General features: G+C 67.7%; 23 protein-coding genes and 1 pseudogene. 8 read left to right on the top strand and 16 right to left on the bottom strand.

Annotation, left to right across the window (positions count from 1 at the left end; genetic code table 11):
• The first annotated feature begins 54 nt into the window (after window positions 1-54).
• Window positions 55-1,698, top strand: a complete 1,644-nt coding sequence (locus AC1RJ9_RS10880) for an NAD(P)/FAD-dependent oxidoreductase (protein ID WP_492839349.1) — start codon at window positions 55-57, stop codon at window positions 1,696-1,698.
• A 23-nt stretch (window positions 1,699-1,721) separates the two neighbouring features.
• On the opposite strand, the gene AC1RJ9_RS10875 is transcribed toward AC1RJ9_RS10880, so the two are convergent.
• From AC1RJ9_RS10875 to AC1RJ9_RS10865, 3 genes are all read right to left on the bottom strand, one after another.
• The gene (locus AC1RJ9_RS10875; RefSeq protein ID WP_492839348.1) at window positions 1,722-2,801 is read right to left on the bottom strand and encodes an alkene reductase; all 1,080 of its coding nucleotides are present in this window, start codon (window positions 2,799-2,801) and stop codon (window positions 1,722-1,724) included.
• A gap of 124 nt (window positions 2,802-2,925) precedes the next feature.
• Window positions 2,926-4,308 carry an FAD-containing oxidoreductase gene (locus AC1RJ9_RS10870; protein WP_492839347.1) on the bottom strand — a complete coding sequence of 461 codons (1,383 nt, stop codon included), beginning with the start codon at window positions 4,306-4,308 and terminating at the stop codon, window positions 2,926-2,928.
• Window positions 4,309-4,310: 2 nt separating this feature from the next.
• Window positions 4,311-4,784, bottom strand: a complete 474-nt coding sequence (locus tag AC1RJ9_RS10865) for a DUF4126 family protein (protein WP_492839346.1) — start codon at window positions 4,782-4,784, stop codon at window positions 4,311-4,313.
• A gap of 184 nt (window positions 4,785-4,968) precedes the next feature.
• On the opposite strand from AC1RJ9_RS10865, the gene AC1RJ9_RS10860 reads away from it, so the two are divergent.
• Entirely contained in the window at window positions 4,969-5,379 is a 411-nt protein-coding gene (locus AC1RJ9_RS10860; protein ID WP_492839345.1) for a GFA family protein, read from the top strand.
• On the opposite strand, the gene metC is transcribed toward AC1RJ9_RS10860, so the two are convergent.
• Window positions 5,376-6,530, bottom strand: coding sequence for a cystathionine beta-lyase (gene metC / locus AC1RJ9_RS10855; protein ID WP_492839343.1), 1,155 nt, complete (start codon window positions 6,528-6,530; stop codon window positions 5,376-5,378). The genes AC1RJ9_RS10860 and metC overlap by 4 nt on opposite strands.
• A gap of 41 nt (window positions 6,531-6,571) precedes the next feature.
• Window positions 6,572-6,649, bottom strand: a pseudogene (locus AC1RJ9_RS10850) (hypothetical protein); the annotation flags it as partial.
• 39 nt (window positions 6,650-6,688) lie between these two features.
• On the opposite strand from AC1RJ9_RS10850, the gene AC1RJ9_RS10845 reads away from it, so the two are divergent.
• Entirely contained in the window at window positions 6,689-7,771 is a 1,083-nt protein-coding gene (locus AC1RJ9_RS10845) for an amino acid ABC transporter substrate-binding protein (RefSeq protein ID WP_492839341.1), read from the top strand.
• Here the strand turns inward: AC1RJ9_RS10845 and sseA are convergent.
• From sseA to AC1RJ9_RS10825, 4 genes are all read right to left on the bottom strand, one after another.
• Entirely contained in the window at window positions 7,768-8,625 is an 858-nt protein-coding gene (gene sseA / locus AC1RJ9_RS10840) for a 3-mercaptopyruvate sulfurtransferase (protein WP_492839339.1), read from the bottom strand. The genes AC1RJ9_RS10845 and sseA overlap by 4 nt on opposite strands.
• 34 nt (window positions 8,626-8,659) lie before the next feature.
• The gene (locus AC1RJ9_RS10835) at window positions 8,660-9,658 is read right to left on the bottom strand and encodes a cysteine synthase A (RefSeq protein WP_492839338.1); all 999 of its coding nucleotides are present in this window, start codon (window positions 9,656-9,658) and stop codon (window positions 8,660-8,662) included.
• A 148-nt stretch (window positions 9,659-9,806) separates the two neighbouring features.
• A complete protein-coding gene (locus tag AC1RJ9_RS10830) occupies window positions 9,807-11,036 on the bottom strand; it encodes a class I SAM-dependent methyltransferase (protein ID WP_492839336.1) in 1,230 nt (409 codons plus the stop codon).
• A 47-nt stretch (window positions 11,037-11,083) separates the two neighbouring features.
• Window positions 11,084-12,514 (bottom strand): cryptochrome/photolyase family protein, encoded by a 1,431-nt coding sequence (locus AC1RJ9_RS10825; RefSeq protein ID WP_492839335.1) that lies wholly within the window; start codon window positions 12,512-12,514, stop codon window positions 11,084-11,086.
• 105 nt (window positions 12,515-12,619) lie between these two features.
• Here AC1RJ9_RS10825 and rfaD point away from each other — a divergent pair, with 105 nt between their 5' ends.
• The 4 genes from rfaD to AC1RJ9_RS10805 all read left to right on the top strand — a co-directional run bounded on the left by rfaD (window position 12,620) and on the right by AC1RJ9_RS10805 (window position 17,575).
• Window positions 12,620-13,621 carry an ADP-glyceromanno-heptose 6-epimerase gene (rfaD, locus tag AC1RJ9_RS10820; protein ID WP_492839334.1) on the top strand — a complete coding sequence of 334 codons (1,002 nt, stop codon included), beginning with the start codon at window positions 12,620-12,622 and terminating at the stop codon, window positions 13,619-13,621.
• A gap of 86 nt (window positions 13,622-13,707) precedes the next feature.
• Entirely contained in the window at window positions 13,708-15,174 is a 1,467-nt protein-coding gene (locus tag AC1RJ9_RS10815; protein WP_492839333.1) for an OB-fold domain-containing protein, read from the top strand.
• Window positions 15,175-15,183: 9 nt separating this feature from the next.
• A complete protein-coding gene (locus AC1RJ9_RS10810) occupies window positions 15,184-16,386 on the top strand; it encodes an acetyl-CoA acetyltransferase (protein WP_492839332.1) in 1,203 nt (400 codons plus the stop codon).
• 46 nt (window positions 16,387-16,432) lie between these two features.
• Complete coding sequence (locus AC1RJ9_RS10805; protein ID WP_492839330.1) at window positions 16,433-17,575, top strand: DUF3089 domain-containing protein; 1,143 nt, start codon at window positions 16,433-16,435, stop codon at window positions 17,573-17,575.
• On the opposite strand, the gene AC1RJ9_RS10800 is transcribed toward AC1RJ9_RS10805, so the two are convergent.
• On the bottom strand, window positions 17,540-17,920 hold the full coding sequence (locus tag AC1RJ9_RS10800) for a DUF6285 domain-containing protein (protein WP_492839328.1): 381 nt from the start codon (window positions 17,918-17,920) through the stop codon (window positions 17,540-17,542). The genes AC1RJ9_RS10805 and AC1RJ9_RS10800 overlap by 36 nt on opposite strands.
• Entirely contained in the window at window positions 17,917-18,882 is a 966-nt protein-coding gene (locus AC1RJ9_RS10795; RefSeq protein ID WP_492839326.1) for a phosphotransferase family protein, read from the bottom strand. The genes AC1RJ9_RS10800 and AC1RJ9_RS10795 overlap by 4 nt, the downstream gene beginning before the upstream one ends.
• Before the next feature lie 108 nt (window positions 18,883-18,990).
• Between AC1RJ9_RS10795 and AC1RJ9_RS10790 the strand changes: the two genes are divergently transcribed.
• Window positions 18,991-19,935, top strand: coding sequence for a DUF808 domain-containing protein (locus AC1RJ9_RS10790; protein ID WP_492839324.1), 945 nt, complete (start codon window positions 18,991-18,993; stop codon window positions 19,933-19,935).
• Between the two features lie 4 nt (window positions 19,936-19,939).
• Here AC1RJ9_RS10790 and recG read toward each other — a convergent pair whose 3' ends face one another.
• From recG to tcyJ, 5 genes are all read right to left on the bottom strand, one after another.
• Window positions 19,940-22,036: an ATP-dependent DNA helicase RecG gene (gene recG, locus AC1RJ9_RS10785; protein WP_492839323.1), complete on the bottom strand. Its 2,097-nt coding sequence runs from the start codon at window positions 22,034-22,036 to the stop codon at window positions 19,940-19,942.
• A gap of 40 nt (window positions 22,037-22,076) precedes the next feature.
• Window positions 22,077-22,379, bottom strand: a complete 303-nt coding sequence (locus AC1RJ9_RS10780; protein WP_492839321.1) for a hypothetical protein — start codon at window positions 22,377-22,379, stop codon at window positions 22,077-22,079.
• A gap of 130 nt (window positions 22,380-22,509) precedes the next feature.
• Window positions 22,510-23,250 (bottom strand): amino acid ABC transporter ATP-binding protein, encoded by a 741-nt coding sequence (locus AC1RJ9_RS10775; protein ID WP_492839319.1) that lies wholly within the window; start codon window positions 23,248-23,250, stop codon window positions 22,510-22,512.
• On the bottom strand, window positions 23,247-23,906 hold the full coding sequence (tcyL, locus tag AC1RJ9_RS10770) for a cystine ABC transporter permease (protein WP_492839317.1): 660 nt from the start codon (window positions 23,904-23,906) through the stop codon (window positions 23,247-23,249). The genes AC1RJ9_RS10775 and tcyL overlap by 4 nt, the downstream gene beginning before the upstream one ends.
• A gap of 4 nt (window positions 23,907-23,910) precedes the next feature.
• On the bottom strand, window positions 23,911-24,696 hold the full coding sequence (tcyJ, locus tag AC1RJ9_RS10765; protein ID WP_492839315.1) for a cystine ABC transporter substrate-binding protein: 786 nt from the start codon (window positions 24,694-24,696) through the stop codon (window positions 23,911-23,913).
• Between the last annotated feature and the right edge of the window lie 42 nt (window positions 24,697-24,738).

Genomic DNA, 24,738 nt, shown 5'->3' with positions numbered 1-24,738 from the left:
CGAGGATGCGTATCGCGATGGCGCGCGAGCCCGCTTTTGGCTAAGACGCCCGCCATGCTGCGTATTTCGGAACTGAAGCTGCCGCTCGGCCACCCGCCGGAGGCGATGAAGCCCGCCATCGTCGAACGGCTGGGGATCGAGGCCGACGACCTGGTGAGCTTCGAAGTCGCCCGCCGCGCTCACGACGCGCGCCGCAAGTCGGCGATCCTGATGGTCTATTCGGTCGACGTGGCGCTACGCGACGAGGCCGCCGTTCTGGCGCGCTTTACGGGCGACCACCATGTCCGCGTCACGCCCGACACCGAATACCGCTTCGTGGCCAAGGCGCCGGAGGGCTTCGACGGTCCGCGCCCGGTGGTGATCGGCGCCGGCCCCTGCGGCCTGTTCGCCGGCCTGATCCTGGCCCAGATGGGCCTGAAGCCGATTATCGTCGATCGCGGCAAGGTGGTGCGCGAGCGGACCAAGGACACCTGGGGCCTGTGGCGGCGCGGCGAGCTGAACCCGGAGTCCAACGTCCAGTTCGGCGAGGGCGGGGCGGGGACCTTCTCGGATGGCAAGCTCTACAGCCAGATCAAGGACCCGCGCTTCCTGGGCCGCAAGGTGCTGGAGGAATTCGTCAAGGCGGGCGCGCCGGAAGAGATCCTGACCGAGGCCCATCCGCACATCGGTACTTTCCGCCTGGTGCACATGGTCGAGCAGATGCGCGCGCTGATCGAGAGCCTGGGCGGCGAGTATCGCTGGCGGCACAAGGTCGAGGACTTCGACATCGCGGTCGGCGCCGACGGCGCGCGCCGGCTGAAAGGCCTGCACATCGCCGGCGGCGGCTATATGGCGACGACCCATGTGGTCATGGCCCTGGGTCACAGCGCGCGCGACACCTTCGAAGTCCTGCACGAGCGCGGCGTCCATATCGAGGCCAAGCCGTTTTCGATCGGCGTGCGCATCGAGCATCCGCAGTCGTGGATGGACAAGGCGCGCTTCGGGACCTGCGCGGGTCACCCCGACCTGGGCGCGGCCGACTACAGCCTGTCGCACCACTGCAAGAATGGCCGCACCGTCTACAGCTTCTGCATGTGCCCGGGCGGCACGGTGGTGGCGGCGACGTCGGAGCCCGGCCGTGTCGTCACCAACGGCATGAGCCAGTATTCGCGCAACGAGCGGAACGCCAATTCCGGCTTCGTGGTCGGCATCGACCCCGAGCGCGACTATCCGGGCCATCCGCTGGCCGGGATCGAGTTCCAGCGCAGGTGGGAGAGCCTGGCCTATGTGGCGGGTGGTTCCAGCTATGCCGCCCCGGCCCAGAAGGTCGGTGATTTCATGGCCGGTCGAGCCTCGACGGATCTGGGCGAGGTCGCGCCGTCGTACAAGCCGGGCGTGACGCTGACGGACCTGTCGGCCTGCCTGCCGGACTTCGTGATCGAGGCCATGCGCGAGGCGTTGCCGGTCTTCGGCCGCCAGATCGCCGGTTACGACCACCCCGACGTGCTCCTGACGGGCGTAGAGACCCGGACGTCCTCGCCGATCCGGATCACCCGGGGCAAGGACTTCCAGAGCCTGAACACCGCCGGCCTGTTCCCGGCCGGCGAAGGCGCGGGCTATGCCGGCGGCATCCTCTCCGCGGCGGTGGATGGCATCAAGGTCGCCGAGGCCGTGGCGCAGGCTTACCTGGCCGAGGGGCTGATCCCCGCGACGACCTGAAGCCATCGCGAGGATCGCATCGATTACTCGGCCGGTTCGCTGACCTGAGCCAGGGTCGGATAGTCGGTGTAACCCCGGGCGCCGTTGTCGAAGCCGTAGAAGGTGGTGGGATCGGGCGCATTGAGCGGCGCGCCCTTCTTCAGGCGCTCCACCAGGTCCGGATTGGCGATATAGGCCTTGCCGAAGGCGATGGCGTCGGCCTTGCCCGCCGCGATGGCGGCGTTGGCGCTGGCCAGATCGAACTTCTCATTGGCGATGTAGACGCCGCCGAACGCCGCCTTCAGCGCCGGACCCAGACTGTCGGCCGCCTCGTACTCGCGGGCCGAGATGAAGGCGATCTTGCGCTCGCCCAAGGCCTTGGCGACATAGCCGAAAGTCGCTGGCAGGTTGCTGTCGCCCATCGAGTGGCTGTCGGCGCGCGGGGCCAGGTGGACGCCGACGCGGTCAGCGCCGAACACCGAGATCGCCGCGTCGGTGGCTTCCAGCAGCAGGCGGGCGCGGTTCTCGATCGAGCCGCCATACTGGTCGGTGCGCTGGTTCGAGCCGTCCTGCAGGAATTGGTCGAGCAGATAGCCATTGGCGCCATGCAGTTGCACACCGTCGAAGCCGGCGTCCTTGGCGTTCTGGGCGGCTTGGCGGAAGGCCTCAACCACGCTGGCGATTTCCTCGGTGGTGAGGGCGTGCGGAGTGGGATAGGGGCGCTCGGGGCGCAGCAGGCTGACATGGCCCTTGGCGGCGATGGCGCTCGGGCCGACCGGCAATTCGCCGTTCAGATGTTCCGGATCGGAGATCCGGCCGACGTGCCAGATCTGCATGAAGATGCGGCCGCCCTTGTCGTGCACGGCCTTGGTCACCTGTTTCCAGGCTTCGGTCTGTTCCCTCGACCAGATGCCGGGGACGCCAGCATAGCCGACGCCTTGCGGGCTAACCGGCACGCCCTCGGTGATCAGCAGGCCGGCCGAGGCGCGCTGGGCGTAGTACTCCGCCATCAGGGCGTTGGGGATGTTGGTCGGACCGGCGCGCAGGCGGGTCAGCGGCGCCATGACGACGCGGTTAGGCAGGTTCAGAGCGCCGACGCGCAGCGGGTCGAACAGGGTAGGCATAGGAGACTTGTCCCTCGAACGGGGCGCCGACCCTCCGTCGGCGTCTGCGAAGCTAGGTGGGGACTGGGCTTTCCATCGCAACCGCAACAGTCACGATTTCGTCTGAAGGCGACGCGGTGAAAATCTAAAGCGGCTTCAGCTCCTGGAGCATGGTCGGAACCAGCTCCGATACCGTGGGGTGGATGTGCACCGCCCGCGATATGACCGTGTAGGGCGCCTTGGCGTACATGAGGTCCAGCATGCCGTGGACCACCTCGTCGCCATTCAAGCCCAGGATCGCCGCGCCGAGGATCTCCTTGGTCTCGGCGTCGACCACCACTTTCATGAAGCCTTGGGTCTCGCCCTTCTCGACGGCGCGGCCGACGCGGGTCATCGGGCGCTGGCCGACCAGCAACGGCCGGCCGCTGGCCTTGGCCTCCGCCTCGGTCATGCCCACGCGGCCCAGAGGCGGGTCGATGAACAGGCCGTAGCAGGTGATGCGGTCGCTGACCTTGCGCGGATCTTCATCCAGCAGATTGGCGGCGATGATCTCGAAGTCGTTGTAGGCGGTGTGGGTGAAGGCGCCCTTGCCGTTGCAGTCGCCCATCGCCCAGATCCCGGGAACATTGGTCCTAAGATGGTCGTCGACCACGACATAGCCGCGCTTGTCGGTCGCGATCCCGGCCTTGTCGAGCCCCAGGTCGTCGGTGTTGGGCTTACGGCCCACGGCGAGCAGCACGTGAGAACCGGTCACCTGCGGCGCGCCGGCCTGGCAAGTGACATGGACGCAGTAGCCTTCTGGGCAAATGCTGAAGCTGATGCACTCGGCGTTGAGACGGACGGTGACGCCCTCGGCTTCCAGGATTTCGCGGACCGTGTCGGAGATCTCCGGGTCCTCGCGGCCGATCAGGCGCGGGCCCATCTCGACGACGGTCACCTGGCTGCCGAAGCGGCGGAACATCTGGGCGAATTCCAGCCCGATATAGCTGCCGCCGACGATGACCAGATGCTCGGGCAGGGTGTCCAGCTGCATCATCCCGACATTGGTCAGGTAGTCGATGTCGCCGATCCCCGGCATGTCCGGCGCGTTGGCCCGGCCGCCGACATTCAGGAAGATCTTGGGCGCGGTCAGCAGACGCTCGCCCACGCGGACGGTGTCGGCGCTCTCGAAGCGGGCATGGCCCTGGAGGACCGTGACGCCCTTCATGCCCCGCAGCCATTTTTCGACATTGCCGCGGGCGTCGCGGACCACCGTCTGCTGGCGATCCTTGACCCGTTTCATGTCGACGCCGACGTCGCCCTGGAGGATGACGCCGTAGTCCGCCGCGCGGCGAGCAAGATGCGCGGCGTAGGCGCTGGCGACCAGGGTCTTGGTCGGCATACAGCCGGTATTGACGCAGGTGCCGCCGAAGTCCTTGCGCTCGACCATCGCCACGGTCCAGCCGGCGGCGCTGAGGCGACCGGCCAGGGAGGGCCCGGCCTGACCGGCCCCGATGATGATGGCGTCGAAGGTTTCGGCGGCGGCCATGGTCAGATCGCGGCCTTGGCCAGGAAGAAGATCGCGAAGGCGCCGACGACGGCGACGACGTCCTCGATGATGGCGGCCGGCTTGTCCTTGCCGAACCTGGCCGCCAGGCGACCCCGGAACTCGGCGCCGACGAACGTGCCGATCACCGCGCCGACCGCGCCGATGATCATGCCGCGCAGCCAGTGGGTGCCGGGCATCATCAGGGCCGCGCCGGCGAAGGCGCCGGTGAGCACGCGGGCGATGAACTGGTGCGGAACCTTGCGGCTCGGCGTCTTGGGATGCTGGTCGGCGATCAGTTCCAGCGCGGCCAGGGCGCTGAGGACCAGGACCGGGATCAGCCCGCCCAGCCAGGCCAGTGGGTAGCCGGCCAGCGGCAGCCAGCCCAAGCGGGCGGCCCAAGCGGCGGCGGCGGGCGCGGTCATGGCGCGCAGACCGGCGATCATGCCGATCAGTAACGCGAACACGTAGAGCAACATGAAAAGACTCCCCCTCACAACGAGACGCCGAGACTGGCTTGCCTTGCAACCTGACCGCAAGAGCCTACGCGGCGATTGCATGTTCCAATCGCTTTTGGCGTGATCGCGACGTCGATGCTGACAGTAGGGTGGCAGCAGCATGTTCCTAGAACGGTGTGCAACGAAACACCGAGAGGGACATCCGATGCTCAAGACCCATACCGGCAGCTGCCACTGCGGCGCCGTCCGCTACGAAGCCGAGATTGACCTGCAGGCCGGAACCGGCCGCTGCAATTGCTCGATCTGCGCCAAGACCCGCAGCTGGGGCGTCTTGATGAAGCCAGACGCTTTCCGACTGCTGGCAGGCGAGGATCGCTTGGGCGACTACCTGTTCGGCTCGATGAGCTGCCATCATCGGTTCTGCGCGACGTGCGGTGTTCGGGTGTTCGGCCACGGTCATGTCGCCGAACTGGGCGGTGATTTCGTCACGATCCAAGTGGCGACGCTGGACGACACCACGCCGGAGGAGCTTGCCGCCGCGCCGATCAGCTATGCCAACGGCCGCGACAATCTCTGGTGGGAGCAGCCCAGCGAAGCTGAGATGCGCTACCTCTAGGCCGAGCGGAGCGCCTCGAACCCGCGGTCGAGGTCGATCTTCAGATCCTCGATCGCTTCGAGGCCGATGTGGAAACGCAGCAGCGGGCCTTCCAAGCTGACCGGGACCGAGCGGTTCTTGAGCTGCGGATCGCAGTGAATGGCCAGGCTCTCGTAGCCGCCCCACGAGAAGCCCAGGCCGAACAGCTTCAGCGCGTCGAGGAAGGCATGGACGGCGCGCTGGCCGCACGGCTTGAGCACCACGCCGAACAGGCCGCAGGCGCCGGTGAAGTCGCGCTTCCAGAGCGCGTGGCCCGGATCGCCGGGCAGAGCGGGATGCAGCACCCGCGCCACCTCGGGACGGTCCTGCAGCCAACGGGCGATGACGAGACCGTTCTCGTGATGGCGGGGCAGGCGCGTGGTCAGGGTCCGCAGGCCCCGGAGCATGGTGTAGGCGTCGTCGGGCGACACCGACCAGCCGATGTCCCACATGGCGTCGCCCAGCGCGTTGCCGATGTCGGCATCCATGGTCGTGGCCGAGCCCATGAAGCAGTCCGAGTGGCCGCCGACATATTTGGTCAGGGCCTGGACGCTGATCGTCACGCCGTGCGCCAGCGGCTTGAAATAGAGGCCGGCCGCCCAGGTGTTGTCGATCAGGGTGATGACGCCGCGGTCATTGGCGGCCTTGGCGATGGCCGGCACGTCCTGCATCTCGAAGGTCAGGGAGCCCGGGGCTTCCAGCAGGATCATCCGGGTCTTGGGCGTCACCAGCGCCATCAGACCATCGGCGTCCAGCGCCGGGTCATAGTAGGTGGTGGTGACGCCGAAACGGGTCAGAACCCGGTCGCAGAACCGGCGTGTTGGCTTGTAGGCGCTATCGACCACCAGGATCTCGTCGCCGGCCTTCAGCACCGCCAGCATGGCGCCGGTGATCGCCGCCAGACCCGAGGGATAGAGGGTGACGTCCGGCGACCCTTCCAGCTCCGCCAGGGCCTTCTGCAGGGCGGCGGGCGAGGACAGGCCCGTGATGCCGTAGGTGATCTGGTCATCGTCGTAGAGTGACGCCGCGTTGGGCAGCAGCACCGTCGAGGCGCGCTGGATCGGCGGATTGACCGTGCGCGCCAGGGCGGTCGGCTCGGAGCCCTTGCGGATCAGGCGGGTTTCTTCATCCATGGCGGGGACTCTCGGCGACGCGGCGGTACGGTTGTGGTTTAGAGCGTGGCAGCCAAAAGTGTGAGCGGTTTTGGCGTCTGCCACGCTCTAAGCGTAAGAGATAGAGCCTGCTCAGGCAGGCTCTAGCGCCGCGCGCGCACGGTTCAAGGAGTGATCGGGTGTCGGTGCGTTTTGGCGTAGTGGTCTTGTCGATGCTCGCGCTCGCGGGGTGCGGCCAGCGCAAACCCACGCCCGAGCCGCGTCCCGCCGAACAGGCGCCGCCGCTGGCCATCAAACCCGCCGCGCCCAGCAAGACCCTGAAGGCCATCAAGGCGCGCGGCGAGTTGCGTTGCGGGGTGAATCCCGAGCTGCCGGGCTTCGCCTTCCGGGATAATGGCGGACACTGGCGCGGCTTCAACGTCGATTTCTGCCGCGCCCTGGCCGCCGCCGTGCTCGGCAAGCCCGACAAGGTCACCTTCGTGCCGCTGGGCAACGAGGAGCGGATCACCGCTCTGCGCACCGGCAAGGTCGATGTCCTGTGGCGCAACACTTCCTGGACCTTCTCGCGCGACGCCGGCGACCAGCTGGACATGGCGGCGATCTCCTATTTCGACGGCCAGGGCTTTATGGTCCGCCGCAATCTGAACCTGACCAGCGCCGTCGAGCTGAACACGGCCAAGATCTGCGTCCAGACCGGCGCCACCTCGGCCCAGAACCTGGAGGACTTCTTCAGAGCGCGCGGCATCGCCTACACGGCCATGGCGTTCGACAGCGAGGAACAGGCCCGCGCCGCTTACCAGGCCGACAAGTGCGACGCCTTCACCGCCGACATCTCGGCGCTGGCGGCGGCGCGGTCGGTGCTGGACGATCCAGGCGCCCACGTGATCCTGCCCGACGCCATCTCCAAGGAACCGCTGGGACCGCTGGTGCGCCAGGACGATCCGGCCTGGACCGACATCGTCCGCTGGACCCTCTACGCCCTGGTTCTGGCCGAGGAGCACGGGGTGACCAAGGCCAGCGCCAAGGACATGAAGACCGGCGCCGATCCCGAGGCGCGGCGGCTGCTGGGCGAGGGCGGGTTCGGCGCCATGCTGGGCCTGGACGCCGACTGGGCCTACCGCGCGATTATCGCGGGGGGAAGTTACGGCGAGATCTTCGACCGCGACATCGGCGGCGGTTCGGCCCTGAAGCTGGACCGAGGCCTCAACGCGCTGTGGAACGCGCCCAAGCCCGGCCTGCTGTACGCCCCGCCGATGCGCTAAGCCGCGGGGCCGGTGACCACCGGCGTGTCCGCCAGGCCGCCCCATTCCGTCCACGAGCCGTCATAGACCGCCGAACGCGGCTTGCCCAAACGCGCCAGGGCCAGGGCCACGACCGAGGCGGTGATGCCCGAGCCGCAGGTCGAGGTGATCGGCTTGTTGATGTCGACTCCCGCGGACTCGAACACCGTCTTCAATTTCTCGGCCGGCAGCATGGTCCCGTCGGCGGCCAGCAGGGCCGAGAGCGGGATGTTGCGGGCCCCGGGCATGTGGCCGCCGCGCAGGCCGGCGCGGGGCTCGGGGTCCTTGCCCTCGAAGCGGCCGGCGGCGCGGGCGTCGATGATCTGCTCGCGGCCGGTCGCGACGATCTCGCGCATCTGCTCCAGCGAGCGGTAGATGTCGGCCTGGTAGCGCGGGGTGAAGTGCCGTTCCTGTGGCATTGCCGGACCGTCCTCGACCGGGCGACCCTCGGCGATCCACTTGGGCAGGCCGCCGTCCAGCACCACGACGTCCTCGTGACCCATGGCGCGGAAGTGCCACCAGGCGCGGGCGGCCGGCAGGATGCCGCTGCTGTCGTAGACGACGATCCGCGAACCGTCGCCCAGGCCCAGCTTCCTGACCCGCGAGGCGAACTTCACCGCCGTCGGGATCATGTGCGGCAAGTCGGAGGTCTCGTCCGAGATGCCGTCGATGTCGAAGAAAACCGCGCCGGGGATGTGAGCGGCCAGGAACTCCTGGGCCGGATCGCGCTGGGCGGCGGGCATGTGCCACGAGGCGTCGACCACGCGCACGTCCGGCGCGTCGAGATGCTCGGCCAGCCAGGCGGTGGAGACCAGCGGATCGGACGGGATGGCCATGGGACGCCTCTTAGGATCAGACTCGGCGACGAGTTTACATCCAAGGCGGCGTCGGCAAGCCCTTTTCCTTCAGGAATTCGGGATTGAACAGCTTGGACTGGTAGCGCGAGCCGTGGTCGCACAGGATGGTCACGATGGTGTGGCCAGGACCCAGTTCGCGGGCCAGCTTGATCGCGCCGGCGATGTTGACGCCCGACGAGCCGCCCAGGCACAGACCCTCGTGCTGGACGAGATCGTAGAGCACCTCCAGCATCTCTTCGTCGGCGACGCGGAACGGATGGTCGACGATCAGATCCTTCAGGTTGGCGGTGATGCGACCTTGACCGATGCCCTCGCTGATCGAGGTTCCTTCGGATTTCAGCGCGCCGTCCTTGTACCAGGCGTACAGCGCGGCGCCGTAGGGGTCGGCCAGACCGATCTTCACGCCGGGCTTGCGCTCGCGCAAAGCCTGGGCGACGCCGGCCAGGGTGCCGCCCGAGCCGACCGCGCAGATGAACCCATCAACTTCGCCGCCGGTCTGTTCGAAGATTTCCGGGCCGGTCGTGCGATAGTGGGCGTCGCGGTTGGCGACATTGTCGAACTGGTTGGCCCAGACAACTCCATTCCCTTCGGTTTTGGCAAGTTCCTCGGCCAAGCGCCCGGAATAGCGGACATAGTTGTCGGGATTGGAGTAGGGGACGGCGTCGACCTCGACCAGTTCCGCGCCCAGCAAGCGGATGGCGTCCTTCTTCTCCTGGCTCTGGGTGCGCGGGATGACGATCGTGGTCTTGTAGCCTAGCGCCGAGGCGACCATGGCCAGGCCGATGCCGGTGTTGCCGGCGGTGCCCTCCACGATGCGGCCGCCGGGTTTCAGCAAGCCCTTGGCCTCCGCGTCACGAATGATGCCCAGGGCCGCGCGGTCCTTGACCGACTGGCCGGGGTTCATGAACTCGGCCTTGCCCAGGATCTCGCAGCCGGTGGCCTCGCTGGCGTGGCGCAAGCGGATCAGCGGGGTGTTTCCGATCGCGTCTAGTACGCTGGGCAGGGCGGTCATGCGGGGCCTTGGGAGGATCTTTCGGTTGGCTGGTAGATCGTGCCGCGAAAAGCCTGCGCAACCCTAGTTTTCCTGAAAGCGCCTCAGCGACGGCCGGTAAACCTTAAGCTTGACCGTCACTTGGCCTGATATCCACAAGCTATGGATATCAACTGCGGCTCAGGCCCAACTGAATGACATTGGTCCGTTCGGTCCGAAAGCCGGCCTCGCAGTAGCTGAGATAGAACCGCCACAGGCGCCGGAACCGTTCGTCGAAACCGTCCTTGCGGATGTCGCTCCAGGCGCCTTCGAACTGCCGCGCCCATTCGGCCAGGGTGTCGGCATAGTTCTGGCCGAAGCGCTTGAGATCGCTCCACTCCAGGCCCGCGCGCTCGGTCTCTTCCTTAAGGCGCGCCTCGCTGGGCAGCATGCCGCCCGGGAAGATGTAGCGCTGGATGAAGTCGGTGCGTCCGCGATAGCTGGCGAACAGCTCGTCGCGGATGGTGATGATCTGTAGGCCTGCGCGGCCGCCGGGCTTCAACACCTCGCGGATCTTGCCGAAATATGATGGCCAGTATTCCTCGCCGACCGCCTCGAACATCTCGATCGAGGCCACGGCGTCGAATTGGCCCCGGACGTCGCGATAGTCGATCAACTGGATGTCGGCCTTCTCGGCCAGCCCCTGATCGAACAGGCGCTTTCGCGCGAAATCGTATTGGGCCCGGGAGATGGTGATGCCGGTGACCTTGGCCCCGACCTCCTTGGCCGCGAACTCTGCGAAGCCGCCCCAGCCGCAGCCGATCTCCAGCACGTGCTTGTCGGGTGAGAGGTCGATGGTCCGGGCCAGGGCCGCGTACTTGGCGGTTTGCGCCTCGGGTAAGGACTGGTTGGGCCGCTCATAAAGGGCCGAGGAATAGGTCATGCTGGGGTCCAGCCAGCGCGAATAGAACGCGTTGCCCAGGTCGTAGTGGGCGTGGATGTTCCGTCTCGAGCCGTCGCGGCTGTTGCGGTGAAACAGGTGATAGAGGGCGTTGACCATCCGCATCACCGGGTTGCCCTCGACCAGCGCCGACAGCCTGTCGAAGTTCAGCGAGAACGCCTCCAGCACGGTCGACAGGTCGGGTGTTTCCCATTCGCCCGCCATGAAGCCTTCGGCGAAGCCGATATCGCCGGACGAGAAGGCGCGGCGGATGAAGTTGTAGTCGTGGATCCGGATCGTGGCGTCCGGACCCGGCAGGCGGCCTCGGACGGTCAGCGGCGCGCCGGTGGGCAGGATGAAGGTGACCGAACCGGTCTCCCAGTTCGTCGCCGCCACCCGCAGGGCGGTGCGAAAGGCGGCCGGGGCGGCCTTCAGGTCGGGGTGGTTCCAGAGCGTCGTATCCAAGGCGGGGCCTCGCATCCGGTTGCGCGTTCATTAACGCCGTTAACGACCGGCTCGTAAACCCGCTACAGTCCGCGATAGGCCTCCATGGCTTTCTCGCGCGCCTGGGCGTGGTCGACGATTGGTCTAGAATAGAGACGTTTTGCGTCCGCCGGCAGATGCAGGGCCCGCTCCCATGGCTTGTGGATAACCTCGTCGGGAACGCCTTTCAGTTCGGGAACCCAGCGCCGGACATAGACGCCGCGCGGATCGAACTTCTCGCCTTGGGCGATGGGATTGAAGATCCGGAAGTAGGGCGAGGCGTCCGCGCCGCTGCCGGCCACCCACTGCCAGTTGCCGACGTTGTTGGCCAGGTCGGCGTCCACCAGGGTGTCCCAGAACCAGGCCTCGCCCTCGCGCCAGTCGATCAGCAGATGCTTGATCAGGAACGAGGCGACGATCATGCGTACGCGGTTGTGCATGAAGCCGGTGACCCACAGCTCGCGCATGCCGGCGTCGACGATCGGATAGCCGGTTTCGCCCTTGGTCCAGGCCTCGAAGAAGGCCGGGTTTGATTTCCATGGGAAGGCGTCGAATTCGGGCCGGAAGCTCCGGGTCGGCAGCTCCGGCCAATGGAACAGGATCGAGTGGTTGAACTCGCGCCAGCCGACTTCGGAGAGGAACTTCTCGATCTCGCCGTCGGGGGCGTCTCCATGCTCGGCGGCGTTGCGGGCGGCCAGCCAGACCTGGCGCGGGCCGATCTCGCCGAAGTGCAGGTGAGGCGACAGGCGCGAGGTCGCCTCGACGCCCGGCAGGTCGCGCTTCTCGCCGTAGCTATCGATCGGACCGGAAATGAATGCGTTGAGTCGCTCCAGCGCTCCGGCCTCGCCAGGCGCCCAGAGATCGAAGCCCTTCGACCAGTCGGGCTTGGTCGGATGCAGATTCCAGTCAGCGAGACTTTCGCTGTACGGGAAATGTTCGGGTGATTTCAGGTGTTTGGGCGCGGGTTCTACAGCGACCTCGGTCAGGTGCTCGCGCGCCGCTCGCCAGTAGGGCGTGAAGACCTTGTAGGGCTGCTTGGCGCCGTTCCGCACCGTCCAGGGTTCGTTCAAAAGGCCGGCGTTGAAGCACTGGCAATCGGCGTCGGCGTCCTTCAGGCGGGTTTTGATCGCGGTGTCGCGATCGATGCTGGCCTGGTCGTAGAGACGGTTCCACAGCACGCAGCTCGCGCCGCTGGCGGCGCGCACGTCGTCCAGCACCTCGGCCGCCGCGCCCTTGCGGAGCACCAGCCTATTACCAAGTTTATCAAGGCTTTCGGCTAGGCTCCTCAGAGACTTGTCGAGCCACCACAGGGAGGCCGCGCCCCGGGGGCGGAGACCTGGCGTCTCGTCGAGAATGTAGAGCGGGATCACCGGCCGGCCGCTGTCCGCGGCATGGCGCAGGGCCGGATTGTCGGCTAATCGCAGGTCGTTGCGGAACCAGACGATGACGGGGTCCTGATCCGTGTCTTTCCGCACTTGCCTCACCCCGCCCGAAAGGTCACCTCTTGGGCGCCTGAAATCCCTGTCCGCTGGAAGAGTTGCCTTGAGTCAGCCGAAAGCCGTAGCCCAGAAATCAGCCCGATGAGCCGTCGCATCGTTCTCGTCACCGGCGGCGCGGGCTTCATCGGTTCCAACATCGTCGCGCGTCTGTGCGAGGATTCTGCCTTGGACGTCGTGATCTGCGATCGCCTGCGCGACGCGGCCAGCGGCAAGTGGCGCAACATCGCCAAGCACCCGATCGCCGACTTCGTCGCGCCCGAGCAACTGTTCGACTGGCTGGCCAGGCGCGGCGTCGAGGTCGAACTGATCGTCCACATGGGCGCGGTCTCGTCGACCACCGAGACCGACGCCGACAAGATCGTGCAGTCCAATTTCGTGCTGTCGCGCAACCTGTGGGACTGGTGCGCGCAACACGGCAAGCGCCTGATCTACGCCTCGTCGGCGGCGACCTATGGCGACGGCTCGCTGGGCTTCGAGGGCAAGGACGATCTGGCCTCGCTGCAGGCGCTGAGGCCGTTGAACGCCTATGGCTGGTCCAAGGCCCTGTTCGATATCTACGCCGTGCGCGAGGCCCATCGGGGTCATGCCCCGACCCAATGGGCGGGCCTTAAGTTCTTCAACGTCTACGGCCCCAACGAGGAGCACAAGGACGGCATGAAGTCGGTCGTGGCCCAGATCTGGCCGCGCGTCGCCGCGGGCGAAGGGGTCAAGCTCTTCAAGTCGCACCACCCGGACTACGAAGACGGCGGCCAGCTGCGCGATTTCGTCTATGTGCGGGACGCCGTCGACGTGATCGCCTGGTTGTCCAGGAACCCGGCCGTCAACGGCGTCTTCAACCTGGGCTCGGGCCACGCGCGCTCGTTCAGGGATCTCGCCGTGGCCACCTTCGAGGCGGTGAACCGCGAGCCGGACATCACCTATATCGACATGCCCGAGGTGCTGCGCGGCAAGTACCAGTACTACACCCAGGCCGACATGAGCCGCCTGCGAGCGGCGGGCTACGACGCGCCGATGACTCCGTTGGAGGACGGCGTCGCCGACTATGTGGCGGGCTACCTGAATACCGACGACCCGTATCGCTGACGTCAGGGCACGGTTGCTGGCCGTGGCGACGAGCGTAGGCTGAGTCCCGAGATCGAGGCGCGAACCTCGACATCAGGGAGTTCGTCATGGCCGGCATCGCCGCCTGGGGCGCTTATGCGCCGCGTCTGCGTCTGAGCCGCAAGGCGGTGACCGAGGCCAATGCCTGGGTCGCCCCGAACCTGAAGGCCAAGGGCAAGGGCGAACGCTCGATGGCCAACTGGGACGAGGACGCCCTGACCATGGCGGTCGAGGCGGCCCGCGACGCCCTGGGGTCAAGCGACGACCGTTCCCACATCGACAGTCTCTACTTCGCCTCGACGACCGCGCCGTTCGCCGACCGGCTGAACGCGGGGATCGTCTCGGCGGCCCTGACCCTTGAGAAGTCGATCACCGCCAGCGACGTGACTGGTTCGCAGCGCTGCGGCCTGACGGCGCTGGGCCAGGCGCTGGCGAGCGGTGGAACCTCTCTGGTCACCGTCGGTGAACACCGCAAGACCCGCGCCGTCTCGGCCCAGGAACTGGACTTCGGCGACGGCGCGGCGGCCTTTGTGGTCACCGACGGCCCCGGCGCCGCCGAGCTGCTGGGACGGGGTTCGGTCACCGACGACTTCGTCGACCACTTCCGCGGCGACGACGGCGGATTCGACTATTACTGGGAAGAGCGTTGGATCCGAGACGAGGGTATCGTCAAGCTGGTCCCGCCGGCTGTTCGAACGGCGCTTGAGGTCGCTGGGATAAGCGCTTCTGAAGTCGATCATTTCTGCTTCCCGTCGACCTTTTCCGGTATGGCCGCGACCGTGGCCAAGGCCGTGGGAATCAGGCCCGAGGCCGTCCGCGACAACCTCGCCGCCGTGATGGGCGAGGCCGGCTGCGCGCACGGGCCGATCATGCTGGCCCACGCGCTGGAGGACGCCAAGGCGGGCGAGGTCATCCTTGTCGCCCAGTTCGGCCAAGGCGCCGAGGCGCTGGTGTTCCGCGCTACCGGCCAAGGCCAGCGCCCTGCGCGGGGCGTGGCCGGCTCGCTGGCTGATCGAGAAGTCGAGACCAACTACCTGAAATTCCTGACCTTCAATGGACTCATTGAATGGGAAAAGGGCATGCGGGCCGAGAAGGACAACAAGACGGCCCTGACCACCCTCTACCGCAACGAGGACATGATCCTTGGCCTGGTCGGCGGCCGCTGTCGCGAGACCGGCGTCGTGCAATTCCCGCGCACGCGTATCTCGGTCGCACCGAACAACCCCGCCGTCGACACCCAGGAGCCGTATCGCTTCGCCGAACGCCGCGCGAGTGTTCTCAGCTATTCGGCTGATTACCTTACCTTTTCCATGGCTCCGCCGAACCACTACGGCATGATCGTCTTCGAGGGCGGCGGACGGATCATGATGGACATCACCGATGTCGCACCTGGAGACGTCGAGACCGGCATGCCGGTGCGGATGGTGTTCCGCATCAAGGAGGTCGACGAGAAGCGCGGCTTCGTCCGCTACTTCTGGAAGGCCACGCCGGATCGCGCCGCGCTGGCCGGCCGGACCGCTCAAGCCGCCGAATAGGAGTCAGACATGCCACAGGGTATCCGCGACAAGGTCGCCATCCTCGGGATGGGCTGCAGCAAGTTCGGCGAGCGCTGGGACGCCGGGCCCGATGACCTGATGGTCGAGGCCTATCTGGAGGCCATGCGGGACGCGGGCGTCGATCAGACCCAACTGGACGCGGCCTGGTTCTCGACGCACATCGACGAGATCGGCTCGGGCAAGGGCGGCACGCCGCTGTCGATCGCCCTGCGCCTGCCCAATATCGCCGTCACCCGGGTCGAGAACTTCTGCGCCTCGGGCTCCGAGGCTTTCCGGGGCGCGGTCTATGCCGTGGCGGCGGGCGCGGCCGATATCGCGCTCGCCGTCGGCGTCGAGAAACTGAAGGACACCGGCTATGGCGGCCTGCCGGTCGCCAATCCGGGCACGCTTAGTCCGCAGGTGATGCCGAACGGCTCCGCCCCCGGCAACTTCGCCCAGCTGGCCAGCGCCTATCGCGCCAAGCACGGGGTTTCCAAGGACGACCTCAAGCGCGCCATCGCCCACGTCTCGGTCAAGAGCCACGCCAACGGCGCCAAGAACCCCAAGGCGCACCTGCGCAAGCCGATCACCGCCGAGCAGGCCCTCAACGCACCGATGATCGCAGAGCCCTTGGGTCTGTTCGACTGCTGCGGCGTCTCGGACGGCGCGGCGGCGGCGATCGTCACCACGCCCGAGATCGCGCGGGCCCTCGGCAAGCGCGATCTCGTCACCGTGAAGGCTCTGCAGCTGTCGGTCTCGAACGGCTACGAGAGCCAGTACAACGGCTGGGACGGCAGCCACTTCCACACCGCCCGCATCGCCGCGCGCAAGGCGTATAAGGAGGCCGGCATCGAGCGGCCGCGCGACCAGATCTCGATGATGGAGGTGCACGACTGCTTCTCGATCACCGAACTGGTGACGATGGAAGACCTGTTCATTTCGCCCGAAGGCCAAGGCTGGCGCGACGTGCTGGATGGCTTCTACGACGCCGATGGCGGGGTGCCGTGCCAGATCGATGGCGGCCTCAAGTGCTTCGGTCATCCGATCGGGGCCTCGGGCCTGCGGATGCTCTACGAGATGTATCTGCAATTGCAGGGCCGGGCAGGTGAGCGGCAGCTCTCCAATCCGGTCTTCGGCATGACTCATAACCTGGGCGGCGCGCCAGCCAGCAATGTCTGCTCCGTGGCGATCATCGGTCAGGAAGGCGCGTAAGGAAAAGGGGCTTAAAGCCGCCTTGGCCTTGGTGTAACCCAGAGCCATGGGCGGTCCGTTCAAAGGCTTCAAACGCTGGATCTTCGCGGGGCTGGCGCTGTTCCTGGCGCTGTTCCTGACGGCCGCCTTCGTGTTTCGCTACGACATTCTCAGTAACGCCCTGGACCCCAAGGTGCCGTTCCTGACTTACCGTCCGCCGCCGGCCCCTGACTACGGCAAGTCCTCTTCCTGGGCGCTGCTGCCGGGCGCGGCCCAGGCCAACCGGCCGGTCGACATATTCTTCGTCCATCCGACCACCTTCGACGGCGGCCGCGACTGGAACGGCGGCATCGACCAGCCCAAGGCGCAACGGTTCCTGTCGCGGGTGGTGATCCCGAACTATGCCGGACCGTTCGACCGCGTGGGCCGGGTGTTCGCGCCGCGCTACCGCCAAGCCAGCCTCTACACCTATCTGACCCTGCGCGACGACGCCCGCGACGCGCGGCGCTTCGCCTATGGCGACGTCAGACAGGCGTTCAAGACCTATCTGTCGCGCTATGGCGAGGCGCGGCCGTTCATCATCGTCGGGGTAGAGCAGGGCGGCTCTCTGGCCGCGCGGCTGCTGCGCGAGGAAGTCGCCGCCGACCCCGACCTCAAGCGCCGCCTGGTCGCCGCCTATCTGATCCAGACGGTTGCCCCCGCCGACGAATATGGGCCAAGGGCGCCGATCCCCGCCTGCGAACACAAGGGCGAGACCGGCTGTGTCGCGGCCTGGGCTTCGGCTCAGGAGGGGGATTTCCGCGCCGTCCAGGAACTGACCGGCCGCTCGCTGGTCTGGGACGGGACCGATCAGCTGGTCAATCTCGAGCACCGCACGCCGCTGTGCTTCAACCCGCTGCTGGGCGGGACCGGCCTGGAGCGCGCCCCGGCCAAGCTGAACCTCGGCGCGGCCAACGCCACCGGCCTGGACTGGGGCGCTCGGCCGGCCTTCCTGCAGAGGCAGGTCTCGGCGCGCTGCGAGAACGGCCTGCTGCGGACCAGCAAGCCCAAGTCCGGCGCGCTGCGCGACAGTGGTTCGTGGGCCGACCGGCGCAAGGTCGACGCGTTCAATCTATTCTACGCCGACCTCGAGGCCGACGCCCTGGCGCGGTCGGCGACCATGGTCGGCCGCCCGCTAGTCGCCGTTCCCGCGGTCCCGCAGGGCCGCTAGGCCGCCGTAGCTCGGCTGGTCGATGGCGATCTGGCCGATGGCCGTGGCGCGCAGATGCGCGAGCAGGACTGGATCGAGCGGATTGAGTGCGCCCTCGCGCAAGGCTTCACAGAGTCTGGCATTGAGCGTGGCGAAGTCGCCGGCCTCGCCCAGAAGGGCGCTAAGCCGGTGGACGGCCTCGGCCTCGAGTCTTGCGCCCTGTTCGGCTTCGCGCGCCAGGGTGGCGCGGGCGTTGTCGGCGACGCGGGCCAGGAAGGCGTGACGGGCGTCGCGGGGAACGGCGGGCTCGGCCTCGAAGGCGGCGATGGCTTCGGACAGCTCGGCGGCGGCGGGATGGCTGATCATGCGGCCTCCATCAGGGCGACGAGGTCGATCTCGGTCTCGCTGGTGCGCCGGCCGATCATGGCGCGCTCGATCGAACGATCCTGGCCGCTGGCGAAGCTGGAATACATCATCAGGCACATGACGCCCCATTTCAGCGAGCCCAGGGCTTGCCAGAACCGCACCCGATCGAGCGAGATCCCGCCGCCATAGCCAGCCAGCAGGTCGGCATAGTCGCCGAAGCCGCCGACGGGCTTTCGCCATTCTCCGAAGCGCCAGGAATTGACGCAGATCCAGCCGAGGTCTTCGGCCGGGTCGCCCAGATGGGACAGCTCCCAGTCGAGCACGCCGACCAGGCCGCCCGTCGGATGGATCATCAGATTGCCATTCCGGAAATCGCCGTGGACCAGCACCGGCCGCTCGGGCGGCGGCGGGACGATCGTCTCTAGCCAGCGGAAGGCGGCCTCCAGGATCGGTCGCCGGGCGTCCAGTTGGCGGTAGATTTCCTCGTAGCGCGCGATTTCGCCGCGCGCGTCGGAGGTGGCCAGGTCCGGCAGGCCCCCGGTCGGCGCGGCGTGAATGCGGGCCAGCACCTCACCGCAGCGGCGAGCAAGGCTTGGGCGCACACCGGCGAAGGCCTCGTCGCGGACGATCCGGCGCCCCAGGGTCTCGCCCTCCAGCCGACGCATGACATAGGCCTCTCCGAGGTCGTCGCCGGGCGCGCAGACATGGACCACGCTGGGGGCAGGCGCGCCGGCCTGATCGGCGGCGCGGATCAAGGCGGCTTCGGACGCCAGGGGCAGGGCGGTTTCGCGCATCGCCGCGCCGTCCGGGCGATGACGCAAGATCAGCGGCGTTCCGTCATCGAGATCGAAGGCCCAGGTCTCCAGGCTGGCGCCGCCCGACAGGCGGCGGGCGTTCACGGCTCCGGTCGCGGTCGGCGACAGACGCGGGGCGAGGCGATCGAGAGCGGCGGCGACGTCCATGGAACGAGCTTCCAGGTTTCACCTTACGTCAGGCAAGAGCCTCGCGACTTTACGGCGAGCCCGGCGCGCCTTAGGCAACGAGGCTCAACCCTCTGCTCAGGATCCTCCATGCCCTCCGGTCTCGCCGCGCTGCTCGATGACGTCGCGGCCATCACCAAGCTCGCCGCCGCCTCGCTGGACGATGTCGGGACGGCCGCCGGGAAGGCGGGGACCAAGGCCGTGGGCGTGGTGGTCGACGACGCGGCGGTGACGCCGGGCTACGCCATGGGCTTCACGCCCGACCGCGAGCTGCCGATCGTCTGGAAGATCGCCGTCGGCTCGCTACGCAACAAGCTGATCTTCCTGCTGCCGGGCGCCCTTTTGCTATCGGCCTTCGCGCCCTGGGCGGTGACGCCGATCCTGATGGTCGGCGGATCCTATCTGGCCTTCGAGGCCACCGAGAAGATCCTGGAGGCGTTCACGCCCGAAGCCGAGGGCGAGGCGATCGAGGACCTGGCGCTCAGCGCCCCCGAACTGGAGAAGCAGAAGGTCGACGGCGCGATCCGCACCGACCTGATCCTGTCCGGCGAGATCATGGCCATCGCCCTGGCCGAGGTCGCGCATCTGGGGCTGGCGATGCAGGCGGCGGCGCTGGCCATCGTCGGCGTGCTGCTGACGATCGTCGTGTATGGCGCGGTGGCGCTGATCGTGAAGATGGACGACATGGGCCTGCACCTGTCGCGCCGCGAGACCAAGGGCGTGAGGAGCTTTGGCCGTGGCCTGGTCAAGGCCATGCCGGTGACCATGGAGGCGCTGACCGTGATCGGCACCGCGGCCATGCTGTGGGTCGGCGGCGGCATCATCGTCCACGGCCTGGAGAAGTTCCACCTGACCCCGATCCCGCACTGGGTCGAGGGCTTCTCGCATTGGGCGCACGGTGTCCCGGGCATCGGCGCGGTGACGGGCTGGCTGGCCTTCGCCCTCGGCTCGGCCGTGGTGGGCCTGGCGATCGGCGGCGTCCTCGCCGGCGTCATGCACCTCTGGCATCACCGCAAGGGCGCGGCGGCGCACTAGCCGCCTAGCCCGCCTCGTTCAGCGGCGAGGCCGGCTTCCAGTCGAACAGTTCCTGCATCGTCCGCAGCGCCTGGCCGCGCGGCGAGACAAGGTCCGGGTCGCGGGCCAGGATCAGCCGGGCGTCGTCGGCGGCGACGGCGATCAGGTCGCGATGCGCGACGGGATCGGCCAGGCGATAGGCCGGGAAGCCGCTCTGTTTGAGCCCCAGCGGGTCGCCGCCGCCGCGCAGTTCCAGATCCTTCTCGGCGATCTCGAAACCGTCGTCGCTGCGACGCAGGATGTCGAGGCGTTGCTGGGCCACTTCCGATAACGGCGGGTCGTAGAGCAGCACGCACGAACTCTCGCGCGTGCCCCGCCCGACGCGGCCGCGCAGTTGGTGCAATTGGGCCAGACCGAAGCGGTCGGCGTGCTCAATGACCATGATGCTGGCGTTGGGGACGTTGACCCCGACCTCGACCACCGTGGTGGCCACCAGCACGCTGACCTCGCCGTCGACGAAGCGCTGCATGACCGCGTCCTTCTCGGCGGCAGGCATCTGGCCGTGGACGAGGCCCACGCCAGGCAGGTGGCGGGCGAGGTCGGCGGCGCGGTCCTCGGCGGCGCGAAGCTCGATCTTGTCCGACTCCGACACCAGCGGGCAGATCCAGAACGCCTGGGCGCCGCCGGCGATGGCGCCGCGCAGGCGCTCGACGATCTCGGGCACGCGCGGGGTCGGCGCGGCGCGGGTGGCGACCGGCGTGCGGCCCGGTGGCTTCTCGTCGATGCGCGAGACGTCGAGGTCGCCGAACACCGTGAGTTCCAGCGTGCGCGGGATTGGCGTGGCCGACATGGCCAGCAGATGGACGCCCCAATCTTCACCAGAGGGGCCCTTGTCCTGCAGGCGACGGCGCTCGTTGACGCCGAAGCGATGCTGCTCGTCGATGATCGTCAGGGCCAGGCGGTCGAAGACGACGTCGTCCTGGAACAGGGCGTGGGTGCCGACGGCGACGTGGTGGGTTCCGTCCGCCAGGCTCAGAAGCTTGGCCGAACGGCTCGCGCCCTTGTCGCGGCCGGTCAGCAGGATCACCGACAGACCCAGCGCCCGCAGGGGCGCGGCGATGGTCTCGAAGTGCTGGCGGGCCAGGATCTCGGTCGGGGCCATCAGGGCCGATTGGAAGCCGGCGCCGGCCGCGTCGGCCATGGCCAGCATCGCCACCACGGTCTTGCCCGAGCCGACGTCGCCCTGCAGCAGACGGCTCATGCGCTCGCCGGAAGCGAGGTCGCCACGAATCTCCGAAAGAGATCGTATCTGGGCGCCGGTCAGCTTGAAGGGTAGGGCCTTCTCGGCCGCTTCCGACAGCGAGCCGGACGGGATGCGCGGACCGGGGCTCGCGCGGCGCGAGGCCTTGCGCTGGGCCAGAGCCAGCTGGTGCGCCAGCAGTTCGTCATAGGCCAGGCGCCGGCGGGGCCTCGCCAGCGGCGACAGGTCCGCCTCGCTGGCGGGCGCGTGCAGGGCCGCCAGGGCCTCGCGCCAGCCGGGCAGCTTTTCGCGCTCGCGCCAGGCCGCGTCCTGCCATTCGGGGAGGTCTGGCGCGCGACTCAAGGCTTCCAGGGCGAACTTGCGGAAGGTGCGCGAGGGCAGGCCGTGGGTCGCCGGATAGACAGTCTCGATTTCGGGAATGTCGCCGGCGCGCTCGGCGTCGACGATGTAGTCCGGGTGGGCGATCTGCAGTTCGGAGGCGTAGCCGTCCGGTCGTTCGACCTTGCCGCTGACAGCGCGGTGCGCGCCCTTGGGGTGCTGGCGCTCCAGGTGTGGGCCGTGACCCTTGAACCAGATCAGGGTCAGGAAGCCCGTGCCGTCCCAGGCGCGAATCTTCCAGGGCTGGCCCAGGCGGCCTGGCGGCTGATGCTGATCGATGGTGACGATGAAGGTCTGGACCTGGCCGTCGACGGCCTGGTCGACCTTGGTCACCGAGCGGCGGATCAGGCCCGTCGGCGCGGTGAACAGCACGTCGCGCACGATCGGGCCGGCCAGTTTCTCGACCAGCGGCGCGACGCGCGGGCCCACGCCCTTGAGCGTGGACACCGAGCTGAACAGGGGAAAGAGAATCTCCGGGCGCATTTGGCCGAACCATAGCCGGTCCCGCGCCCGGAGGCAGACCCTAGTCGGCCTGATTCATCACGGGCTGAAGCGCGATCACGAGATCAGAATATTCATCCGCCCGCGAGGCGCCCGAGACGTTCAGGCGCGTGTAGAGCCAGGTCGCGCCATGGCGTGCATAGGCTTCCGACCAGCGGGCCTTGGCGTCGATCAGGTTGTTGGCCTCACCGGCGAAAACCACAGCGCCCTTGGCGTCGACATAGACGTAGTTACCGGCGATCGTGGTCGCAGGCTCGCCGTTCTCGGCCAGCTTGTAGCGATAGACGGCGCCCGAGGCGCCCTTGAGTTCGATATAAGGCTTCACGCTGTCCTCGCCATAAAAGCCACCCGGCGTAGGGCTTTGGTTTTGATCGTTAATCGCGCGCCTGAGCAGCGAGGCCGCCTACGCATTCGCCTGACGCGCTAGCAGGACGTGAAGCGTCCCGTGGGCCAAATTATGGCTGGAGGACACCCGACCTGGCCAGGAACTTGCGGGTCCGCTCTTCGCGCGGGGAGGAAAGCAACTGACGGGAGGGTCCTTGCTCCACGATGACGCCGCCGTCCATGAAAATCGTCCGATCAGCGACATCTCGGGCGAAGTCCATCTGGTGGGTGACGATGACCATGGTCCGTTTTTCGACGGCCAGATCGCGGATCACGGCCAGCACCTCGCCGACCAGTTCGGGGTCGAGGGCCGAGGTCGGCTCGTCGAACAGGATGACCTCGGGATCCATGGCTAGAGCGCGGGCGATGGCGCAGCGCTGCTGCTGGCCACCGGACAGGGCGGCGGGATAGGCGTCGGCGCGACCGCCCAGGCCGACCTTCTCCAGCAGGGCCAGTCCGCGCGCGCGGGCCTTGGTTGGATCTTCCTTGCGGACGACCACCGGTCCCTCGATGACGTTTTCAAGCGCCGTCTTGTGCGGAAACAGATTGAAGCTCTGGAAGACGAAGCCGACCCGGCCGTTCAGGGCCTTGGCCAGGGGAACCTTGCCGCCGGCCGTGACGCCCGCGATGGTCAGCTCGCCTCCGTTCAGGAGTTCCAGACCCGCGAGACAGCGCAGCAGCGTGCTCTTGCCCGAACCGCTGGGACCGATGATGGCGACGATCTCGCCGGGGACCACGGTCAGGTCTACGCCCGCCAGGACGGGGGTGTCGCCGAAGCTCTTCTTCAGGCCCTTGGCGTCGATCGCGCTCATCGGCGGCCCTCCGCGGCGCGGCGTTCCAACTGGCCCTGCACGGCCGCGAGCACGGTGGAGAGGATCCAGTAGATGGCCGCCGCGGCCAGGTACATGGTGAAGATCTCGTAGGTCCGGGCCGTGATCAGCTGAGCCTGGCGGAACAGCTCCGGCACCTGAATGGTGGCGGCCAGGGAGGTGTCCTTGACCAGGCCGATGAAACTGTTCGACAGCGGGGCGACGGCGGTGCGGGCGGCCTGGGGCAGGATCACCCGGCGCAGGGTCTGACCGCGGCTCATGCCCAGCACGCCGGCGGCTTCCCACTGACCCTTGTCGACGGCGTCGATGGCGCTGCGCAGGATCTCGCAGGAATAGGCCGCGACGTTCAGCGAGAAGCCGATGCCGGCGGCCGCCAGGGCGGGCATCTCGATCCCGAACTGCGGCAGGCCGTAGTAGATCAGAAACAGCTGCACCAGCAGCGGCGTGCCCCGGAAGGCCGAGACATACACCGCCGCCGGCCAGCGCAGCAGCGGCGAGCGCGACAGGCGCATCAGGGCCAGGCCAAAGCCCAGCACGACCCCGATCCCCATGCCGATGACGCTGAGCAGGACGGTGTAGCCGGCGCCCTTCAGCAGCAGGGGCGCGGACTGGCGCAGCAGATCCAGAGCCGTGTCCATGGCCCTAGTGCGTCACGTCCATGCCGAACCACTGCTGCGAGATCGCCGTCAGCTTGCCGCTGGCGCGCAGCGCCTCGATGGCCTGGTCGACAATAACCTTCAGAGCCGGATCCTTCTTCATCGCCACGCCCGAGCCCTGGGCCGCGAACGGCGGGCCCGAGGCGACGAATTCCGGCGAGCTCTTGACGAAGTCGGCGGCGACCAGGCGGTCGTTCAACACCGCGTCGATACGGCCGGCGCGCAGATCCTGGTACTTGGTGGGATCGTCGTCATAGGTGCGGATGTCGGCCTTGGGCACGTTGGTCCGCGCCCACTGCTCGTAGTTGGTTCCAAGGCCGACGCCGACCTTCTTGCCGGCCAGGTCCTCGGGCTTGTCCAGGCCCGGCTTGTCTCTGAGCTTGATGATCTGGATGCCCGAGACGGTGTAGGGTTCGGAGAAATCGTACTTGGCCTGGCGCTCGGGCGTGATGGTGATCTGGTTGATCACCACGTCGACGCGGCCCGATTCGAGCGCGCCCAAGAGGCCCGCGAACGGGGCGGGCCGGAAGTCGGGCTTCAGGCCCATCTGCGTGGCCAGGGCCTTGGCGAAGTCGACCTCGAAGCCGGCCAGCTGGCCGCTCTTGTCCTGGAAGTTGAACGGCGGATAGGTGCCTTCCAGGCCGATGCGCAGGGTCCCCGAGGCCTTGATCCTGTCCCAGGCGCTGGCGCCGGCGTCCGGCTTTTTGCCACAGGCGGCGAGCAGAGCGAGGCCGAGACCGGAGAGGACGGCGCGGCGGGCAGGGAATCGCATCGGACGAACCTTTGGGCGAAACAATCTGTCGCAGTTCTATAC

The organism is Caulobacter sp. GW822-FHT07D08, assembly GCF_058798735.1.
Note: the sequence above shows the minus strand (reverse complement) of the source record. Positions and strands in the feature narration are given on the sequence as shown.

What these genes read in the sequence shown, in the direction of transcription:
- AC1RJ9_RS10880 (WP_492839349.1), top strand. Translation starts at nt 55, where the DNA reads ATGCTGCGTATTTCGGAACTGAAGCTGCCGCTCGGCCACCCGCCGGAG.
- AC1RJ9_RS10875 (WP_492839348.1), bottom strand. Translation starts at nt 2,801, where the DNA reads ATGCCTACCCTGTTCGACCCGCTGCGCGTCGGCGCTCTGAACCTGCCT.
- AC1RJ9_RS10870 (WP_492839347.1), bottom strand. Translation starts at nt 4,308, where the DNA reads ATGGCCGCCGCCGAAACCTTCGACGCCATCATCATCGGGGCCGGTCAG.
- AC1RJ9_RS10865 (WP_492839346.1), bottom strand. Translation starts at nt 4,784, where the DNA reads ATGTTGCTCTACGTGTTCGCGTTACTGATCGGCATGATCGCCGGTCTG.
- AC1RJ9_RS10860 (WP_492839345.1), top strand. Translation starts at nt 4,969, where the DNA reads ATGCTCAAGACCCATACCGGCAGCTGCCACTGCGGCGCCGTCCGCTAC.
- metC (WP_492839343.1), bottom strand. Translation starts at nt 6,530, where the DNA reads ATGGATGAAGAAACCCGCCTGATCCGCAAGGGCTCCGAGCCGACCGCC.
- sseA (WP_492839339.1), bottom strand. Translation starts at nt 8,625, where the DNA reads ATGGCCATCCCGTCCGATCCGCTGGTCTCCACCGCCTGGCTGGCCGAG.
- AC1RJ9_RS10835 (WP_492839338.1), bottom strand. Translation starts at nt 9,658, where the DNA reads ATGACCGCCCTGCCCAGCGTACTAGACGCGATCGGAAACACCCCGCTG.
- AC1RJ9_RS10830 (WP_492839336.1), bottom strand. Translation starts at nt 11,036, where the DNA reads ATGCGAGGCCCCGCCTTGGATACGACGCTCTGGAACCACCCCGACCTG.
- rfaD (WP_492839334.1), top strand. Translation starts at nt 12,620, where the DNA reads ATGAGCCGTCGCATCGTTCTCGTCACCGGCGGCGCGGGCTTCATCGGT.
- AC1RJ9_RS10815 (WP_492839333.1), top strand. Translation starts at nt 13,708, where the DNA reads ATGGCCGGCATCGCCGCCTGGGGCGCTTATGCGCCGCGTCTGCGTCTG.
- AC1RJ9_RS10810 (WP_492839332.1), top strand. Translation starts at nt 15,184, where the DNA reads ATGCCACAGGGTATCCGCGACAAGGTCGCCATCCTCGGGATGGGCTGC.
- AC1RJ9_RS10805 (WP_492839330.1), top strand. Translation starts at nt 16,433, where the DNA reads ATGGGCGGTCCGTTCAAAGGCTTCAAACGCTGGATCTTCGCGGGGCTG.
- AC1RJ9_RS10800 (WP_492839328.1), bottom strand. Translation starts at nt 17,920, where the DNA reads ATGATCAGCCATCCCGCCGCCGCCGAGCTGTCCGAAGCCATCGCCGCC.
- AC1RJ9_RS10795 (WP_492839326.1), bottom strand. Translation starts at nt 18,882, where the DNA reads ATGGACGTCGCCGCCGCTCTCGATCGCCTCGCCCCGCGTCTGTCGCCG.
- AC1RJ9_RS10790 (WP_492839324.1), top strand. Translation starts at nt 18,991, where the DNA reads ATGCCCTCCGGTCTCGCCGCGCTGCTCGATGACGTCGCGGCCATCACC.
- recG (WP_492839323.1), bottom strand. Translation starts at nt 22,036, where the DNA reads ATGCGCCCGGAGATTCTCTTTCCCCTGTTCAGCTCGGTGTCCACGCTC.
- AC1RJ9_RS10775 (WP_492839319.1), bottom strand. Translation starts at nt 23,250, where the DNA reads ATGAGCGCGATCGACGCCAAGGGCCTGAAGAAGAGCTTCGGCGACACC.
- tcyL (WP_492839317.1), bottom strand. Translation starts at nt 23,906, where the DNA reads ATGGACACGGCTCTGGATCTGCTGCGCCAGTCCGCGCCCCTGCTGCTG.
- tcyJ (WP_492839315.1), bottom strand. Translation starts at nt 24,696, where the DNA reads ATGCGATTCCCTGCCCGCCGCGCCGTCCTCTCCGGTCTCGGCCTCGCT.